This window comes from Noviherbaspirillum denitrificans (assembly GCF_002211445.1).
GTDB lineage: Bacteria > Pseudomonadota > Gammaproteobacteria > Burkholderiales > Burkholderiaceae_D > Noviherbaspirillum > Noviherbaspirillum denitrificans.
This window is the reverse complement of sequence record NZ_LSTO01000001.1, coordinates 1,614,939-1,621,635: the sequence shown is the minus strand read 5'-3', so window position 1 is coordinate 1,621,635 and position 6,697 is coordinate 1,614,939. Positions and strand designations below refer to the sequence as shown.

Below are 6,697 nucleotides of genomic sequence, written 5' to 3'. Positions count from 1 at the left end.
GATGGGGACGCAGGGCGATGCCTTCATCGAGGTGCGCGACGAAGAAGTGGCGGCAGCCCTCTTCGGCCAGCGCGGCGGCTACCGGGATTGCGCCGAGGCCATAGGCGTCTGCCTTGACGGCCGCGCCGCAGCGCGCGCCGGGCGCCTTCGATTGCAGGAAGCGATAGTTGGCGCGGATTGCGCCCAAGTCGATGGTAAGTACTGCGCCCGCCTGCTTTTCCCGATCCGCCATTGTCCCCTCGTCGCGTGTCATGGACCGGATCTGTGCCGGTCATGTTTCCGGACAGTTCAGCAACAGGCGTGCCAGAAAGACAAACGCAATAAATTCAATGGCTTAGCGTTTTTTTGGCAAAGAAGGGGGCTTTGGCATGTGTACACATTTATATACACACACCCATCATGCAAGGAATAAGTATTTGAATTTAAAAGGAAACGAAGGCAGAAGAACGACTGTATATATTAATGTACAGTGTATTCAAATAAATACAGTCTTGGGTGCTCAGGCGTACCGAAGCCTGTCCAGCCACTCGATCAGCGGAATCGTGGCGGGCAGCAAGGGTTCGACACCCAGCGACCCCTGCCAGGCAAAGGCCTGCCCTTCCAGGCTTTGCGGTTCGCCGGCCCACTCCCGGCTGATGTAGAAATGCAGGCGCACGTGCGCGTGCGGGTAAACGTGCTCGACGCCGCACCAGGGTTCGGCAGAGAGGACTTGCACGCCCAGCTCCTCGACGAACTCGCGCTTGAGCGCATCGAGGATGTCCTCGCCCGGCTCCACCTTGCCGCCCGGGAATTCCCAGTAGCCGGCGTAGGGCTTGCCGTCGGGGCGCTGGCCGAGCAGGACATCGCCGTTCGGCTTCATGAGGATGCCGACGGCGACATCGATGGGTGCTGCCGGTTTGGTCATAGGCCTTGCTTCTGGATCTTGCCGGCGTGGTCCTTGGCGAACTGCCAGGCCACGCGGCCGGAACGCGAGCCGCGCTGCAGCGCCCAGCGCAATGCGTCGGCGCGGGCTTCCTCGATCTGTTGCGCATCGCAGCCGAAGTGGCGCAGCCAGTGCGCGACGATGTCGAGGTAGTCGTCCTGCTTGAACGGGTAGAAAGACACCCACAGGCCGAAACGCTCGGAGAGGGAAATCTTTTCCTCGACCGTCTCGCCCGGATGCAGGTCGCCGTCTTCCGTGTGCACATAGGTCGCATTGTCGGACATGCGCTCGGGCATCAGGTGGCGGCGGTTGGATGTGGCGTAGATCAGCACATTGTCCGACTGCGCGGTCAGGCCGCCATCGAGCGCGACCTTGAGTGCCTTGTAGCCACCCTCGCCTTCCTCGAAGGACAGGTCGTCGCAGAAGATGACGAAGCGCTCAGGGCGCGCGGCCACGAGGTCGACGATATCGGGCAGGTCACTGAGGTCATCCTTGTCGACTTCGATCAGGCGCAGGCCCTGCTCGGCGAACTGGTTCAGGCAAGCCTTGATGAGCGAGGACTTGCCGGTGCCGCGCGCGCCGGTCAGCAGCACGTTGTTGGCCGGACGTCCTGCGACGAACTGCCGCGTGTTCTGCTCGATCTGCTCCTTCTGGCGCTCGATGTTGTGCAGGTCGGAGAAGGCGATGCGCGCGACATGGGTCACCGGCTGCAGGTAGCCGTGGCTGCCCTTGCCACCCGGCTTGCGCCAGCGAAAGGCGTACGAGGCATTCCAATCCACGTTGCGCGCGGCGTGCGGCAGGAAGGCTTCGATGCGCGTCAGCAGCGCTTCCGCGCGCTCGAGGAATTGGTCGAGTTGCGTCATGTCAGGAACGGTAGTCGGCGTTGATGCTCACGTAGTCGTGCGAGAAGTCGCAGGTCCAGATGGTCGCTGCCGCATCGCCGCGCGCGAGCTTGACGCGGATGGTGATCTCGCTCTGCTTCATCACGCGCTGGCCGTCTTCTTCCTTGTATTCCGGATTGCGTCCACCGTTCTTCGCGACCCAGACGTCGTCGAGGTAGAGGTTGAGCTTGCTGACATCGAGGTCGTCGATGCCGGCGTAACCGATCGCCGCCAGGATGCGGCCGAGGTTGGGGTCGGATGCGTAGAACGCGGTCTTCACCAGCGGCGAATGGCCGATGGAATAGGCGATCTGGCGGCATTCCTCGACCGAGCGGCCCTCTTCCACCGTGATGGTCATGAACTTGGTCGCGCCCTCGCCGTCGCGCACAATCATCTGCGCCAGTTCTTGCGAAATCGACGTGACCGCGGCGGCGAGTTCGGCGTATTCGGGGGAAGTGGTGTCGTTCACTTCCAGCTGGCCGGCGCCGGTGGCGATGACCATGAAGGAATCGTTGGTCGAGGTGTCGCCGTCGATCGTGATGCAATTGAAGGACTTGTCGGCGGCGGCCTTCACCATGTGGTCCAGCACCGGCTGCACGACCTTGGCATCCATCGCCAGGTAGCCGAGCATGGTCGCCATGTTCGGCTTGATCATGCCCGCGCCCTTGCTGATGCCGGTCAGCGTCACGCTCTTGCCGGCGATGGTCACCGTGCGCGACGCCGCCTTCGGCTGGGTGTCGGTAGTCATGATGGCTTCCGCCGCGTTGTACCAGTTGTCGGCGTTCAGGTTGGCAATCGCGTTCGGCAGGCCGGCCTTGAGGCGGTCGACCGGCAGCGGTTCCAGGATCACGCCGGTCGAGAACGGCAGGATCTGCGACGGTGCGCATCCCAGCAGCGCGGCCAGCGCCTCGCAGGTGGCATTGGCATTGGCCAGGCCGGCTTCGCCGGTGCCGGCGTTCGCGTTGCCAGTGTTGACGACCAGTGCCTGGATCGGGGTGCCCGACAGGCGCACGCCTTCGAGGTGGGCCTTGCACACCTGCACCGGCGCGGCGCAGAAACGGTTCTTCGTGAACACGCCCGAGACCGTCGCCGTCGGCGCCAGCTTCATGACCAGCAGGTCCTTGCGGTTGGCTTTGCGGATGCCGGCTTCGGCGAAGCCCAGTTCGATGCCTGCGACAGGCTTCAGGTTGGCGGCGATGGGAAGGGGAAGATTGACGGCCATAGGAGTGCGCGGACGGAAAAAGGGAGACAAAAAGGGAACGTTATTGTAATCCCTTTGGCCGGCCGCGCGCCGGGCGCTACGCCGCCGGCAGCTCGATGACGAATTCCGCCCCGCCGCCCGGCGCATTGCGCGCCGACAGGGTGCCGCCGTGCTTCTCGACAATGCCGTAGCTGATCGACAGGCCAAGGCCGGTTCCCTTGCCGACCGGCTTGGTGGTGAAGAAGGGGTCGAAGATCTGGTTCATGCAGGCGTCGGGAATGCCGGGACCGTTGTCGCGCAGGTAGAGCGCCACCTTGCCGTCCTCACGGCCGGCGGTAATCCACAACGCCGGTTGCGCCACCTGGGCGCCGCTGGCGGCGTCATAGGCGTTCTGGATGACGTTCATCAATACTTGCAGCAGCTTGCCCGCGCTGCCCGTCACCGACAATGGAGCGCCGCGTTCCCAGTGGACGGCAAAATGCGGCGCCGTTCCCTTGCTGACCCAGTGGATCGCGCGCTCGACCACGTCGTTCAGGTCCACCTGTTCCTTCTCGTCGCGATCGACCGCGGAAAAACGTTTGAGGCCGTTGACGATGTCAGTGGTGCGCTGCGCCCCCTCGATGGTGCCTTCGATCAACGAAGGCAGGTCGTCGAGGATGCGATCGATACGCAGCTTCTGGCGCATTTCGGCAAGCTGCTCCGGCGTATCGCCTTCGTGCACCGCCTCCACATAGGCGGTGATGCGGTCGCTGTAGCGCTTGAGCGCGTGGACATTGCCGAGCACGAAACTGATCGGGTTGTTGAGTTCATGCGCAACGCCGGCCACTAGGCGGCCCAGCGAGGCCATTTTCTCGGCATGCAGCAGTTGCTGTTGCGTCCGCTTGAGCGCCTCATGGGTCTGGCGCAATTCCTGGTACGCGCGCTTGAGTTCGCCCAGCGGACGGCCGACGAACACGTAGCCGGCGCGCTTGCCGCTGCTGTCCATGCGCGGGGTGCAGTTGAAGTCAACGTGCACGCCGCCATGGGTGGGATGCACCAGCTGCAGCTCGGCGACCTCGCCGCCCGGCAGCGCCTGCTCGATCATGCGCCGGACACGGGCTGCGCTGGTGCCGTCGGCGAGCAGGTCGTAGATGGTCATGCCGCGCAAGCGTTGTTCGTCGACGCCGACCAGTTCACGCAATGCGGTATTGGTTTCTTCGATGTCGCCAAGGTGGTTGCATGCCACCAACACATCCGACATCGCGGACAGCAGGCTGAAGATGAATTGCTGCGAACGCTCGAGCTGTTCGTTCTTTTCCTCCAGCGCGATTTCGTCGCGCACGAGCTGCGAATACACCTCGTCCATCTTCTGGATCACGTCGACCCAGGTTGCCTCGTCCACGCCGTCGAGCGCGGCGTGATCCGGCATGGCGTGAATACCGGGGACGGCGGGCGAAGAAGTCTTGGATTGTCGTGGCATGTTGTTCTTCTCGGGGAGCGTCAATGCACGGTGCAGACCATGCAGGGATCGAAGGAGCGGACGATATGCTGCACCGCGACCGGCGCCGCGGCGCCCTCGCCGGCTTCGGTGCCGGCCAGCGCGAGTTCGAGCGCACCCGGCTGTCCCTGCGCGTCGCGCGGGGAAAAATTCCAGGAGGTGGGCGCGACGATCTGGTAGTTGCGGATCTTTCCGTCCTGCACGACAACCCAATGGCCGAGGCCGCCGCGGGCGGCTTCCGTGAGGCCCATGCCCTGCGCCGCATCGGGCAGGCTCGCGTCCGTGAAGTATGGCTCGCCGGGCCGCAGCGCGGCCAGCCAGCGTTCCATCATCGGTACCACCAGGGCCAGTTCCAGCAGGCGCGCCAGTACACGTGTGTAGACGTTGCCGCCAGTGCGCACCACCGCTTCCCGCACCAGCGGATGGCCGGCGACCAGCTGGCGCGCGATGGCGCCGGTTTCCAGCACGCGGCCGGCCATGCGCGGCGCCTTGTTCCAGGTGTAGGCTTCCGTCTTGCCGGGCGCCGGCAATGTCAGGCCGTCCCGCGGATGCCGGGGTCCGCCCTCATCCGCGAGCCATGCATGCGTCGCGTCTTCTGTGATGCGCGCGGTATCGAGGGGCAGCACACTGTGCGCGCGCCCATCCCACAGGCCGCGCCGGAATGCGTGCTCTCCGGCCGCGCCGGGGTAGGCGCCATAGGAAAGGTAAAGCCCGGGCCCCTGGCCGAGACCATCGAGTGCATTCTCGCGCGCCAAGGTGAGGAACAGGCGGAAATCGCCGTCATCCGGCTGCGATGCGGCATGCCATGCATCCAGTTCCGCTTCGCTGCCGATCGCCGCGATGTGCTCCAGCGGCGCGGCGAACAGCGTCTGTTCGAGGAAGGCGCGGAACTCGCGGATGCGGGTGAGCAGCCGGATACGCTCGCCGGTGTCAACCGGCCTGGAAGAACCTCCCGGCTGGATGGTCAGGGAATGCGGCCATTTGCCGGCCAGCGTGCCCAGCAGCGTAAACCACCGCTGCCGCGCGGCCACCGCCTGCCGCACGTGCTGCCCCTGCTGCGCGGCAAAACGCCGCCGCGCCTCGGCATGCCACGGCCGCGACGCGTACTCGGGGCGCGCAAAATCAGGCATGAAGAACAGGTAGAAATGCGTCAGGTGGTCGGCGAGGTTTTCGGTGGCCTGGATGAGGTTGGTTGCGTGCACGCCGTTTTCCGGCGGCTGCACGCCCATCATGTCGGCAAGCGCGCGCGCGGCGGCGACCGACTGCGACACCGAGCAGATGCCGCAGATGCGCGGCACGACGGCCAGCGCATCCATCGGATGGCGCTGTTGCAGTATCTGCTCGAAGCCGCGGTACATCGGCGCATTGACGCGCGCCGACCGCACGCGGCCCTCCTCGATGTCGAGGTGCACTTCGAGGTCGCCCTCGACGCGGTTGAACGGTCCGACGATCAGGCGTGTCATGTTGCGCTCATTTCAGACGCGTCTTGCGGATGGCCGGGGTCACCACGGGATGGTCGGCCGTGGCGTTTTCGCGTACGCGTCGTGGCGTGGCGGATTTGGACAGGGACGACAGCGCGACGAACCAGGCCTTGGGCATGTCAGTGGGAAGGCCGATGGGAATGCCGGCGATCTTCGGTGTCTGGTGGAATGGATGGCCCGGATCCTGGTAGCCCGGTTCGGTGCAGCTGATGCAGGCGAAGCCGCCGCGCACGCAGGAACCTTCGCCATTCCACAAGCGGGTGTTGCAGTCCGCATGCGCCTGCGTTCCCTTGCATCCGAGCTGTTCCATCAGGCATCCCTGGTCGGAGGGTTTCTGCGCGCTGGCCTTGAATTCGTAAAACTCGTTGCGCGGGCAGCCGTGGTGGACCAGCTTGTCGGCGTAGAAACGGGGCCGGCCGAGCGCGTCCAGTTGCGCGGCGTCGAACATACCGGCGGCCAGCGCCATCAGCGTCTCCAGTACCCATTGCGGATGCGTCGGGCATCCCGCGATATTGATGACCGGAAGGCCGGCGCCGCTGCGGTAATCCGCGCCCAGCAGTCCGCCGACACGGTCGCCTTCATGCTGCAGGCCGCACGCTTCGGTGGGATTGCTGCCGCTGGAGGCGAGGCCGCCGTAGGCAGCGCAGGTGCCGACCGCAACGGTGTAGCGCGCGACTGCGGCCAGTTCACGCACCCAGGCGGTCATCGGGCGTCCGGTGCCGGACAGGATATGGA

7 protein-coding genes are annotated in these 6,697 nt (G+C 65.0%); all 7 read right to left on the bottom strand.

The features are described 5' to 3' along the window. Positions 1-232 (bottom strand): alanine racemase (locus AYR66_RS08100; protein WP_170942279.1); only part of this gene is annotated, 232 nt, incomplete at its 3' end. Between the two features lie 267 nt (positions 233-499). After that, positions 500-904 carry an NUDIX domain-containing protein gene (locus AYR66_RS08095; protein WP_088707081.1) on the bottom strand — a complete coding sequence of 135 codons (405 nt, stop codon included), beginning with the start codon at positions 902-904 and terminating at the stop codon, positions 500-502. Then, the gene (locus AYR66_RS08090) at positions 901-1,785 is read right to left on the bottom strand and encodes an ATP-binding protein (RefSeq protein WP_088707080.1); all 885 of its coding nucleotides are present in this window, start codon (positions 1,783-1,785) and stop codon (positions 901-903) included. Before AYR66_RS08090 ends, AYR66_RS08095 begins: the two co-directional genes overlap by 4 nt. 1 nt (position 1,786) lies before the next feature. Continuing rightward, the gene (gene argJ, locus AYR66_RS08085) at positions 1,787-3,025 is read right to left on the bottom strand and encodes a bifunctional glutamate N-acetyltransferase/amino-acid acetyltransferase ArgJ (RefSeq protein WP_088707079.1); all 1,239 of its coding nucleotides are present in this window, start codon (positions 3,023-3,025) and stop codon (positions 1,787-1,789) included. Positions 3,026-3,101: 76 nt separating this feature from the next. Further along, on the bottom strand, positions 3,102-4,463 hold the full coding sequence (locus tag AYR66_RS30370) for a sensor histidine kinase (RefSeq protein ID WP_141104041.1): 1,362 nt from the start codon (positions 4,461-4,463) through the stop codon (positions 3,102-3,104). A gap of 20 nt (positions 4,464-4,483) precedes the next feature. Further along, a complete protein-coding gene (locus AYR66_RS08075) occupies positions 4,484-5,944 on the bottom strand; it encodes a nickel-dependent hydrogenase large subunit (protein WP_088707077.1) in 1,461 nt (486 codons plus the stop codon). A 7-nt stretch (positions 5,945-5,951) separates the two neighbouring features. Then, a partial coding sequence (locus tag AYR66_RS08070) for an NADH-quinone oxidoreductase subunit B family protein (protein ID WP_088709684.1) occupies positions 5,952-6,697 on the bottom strand: 746 nt, incomplete at its 5' end.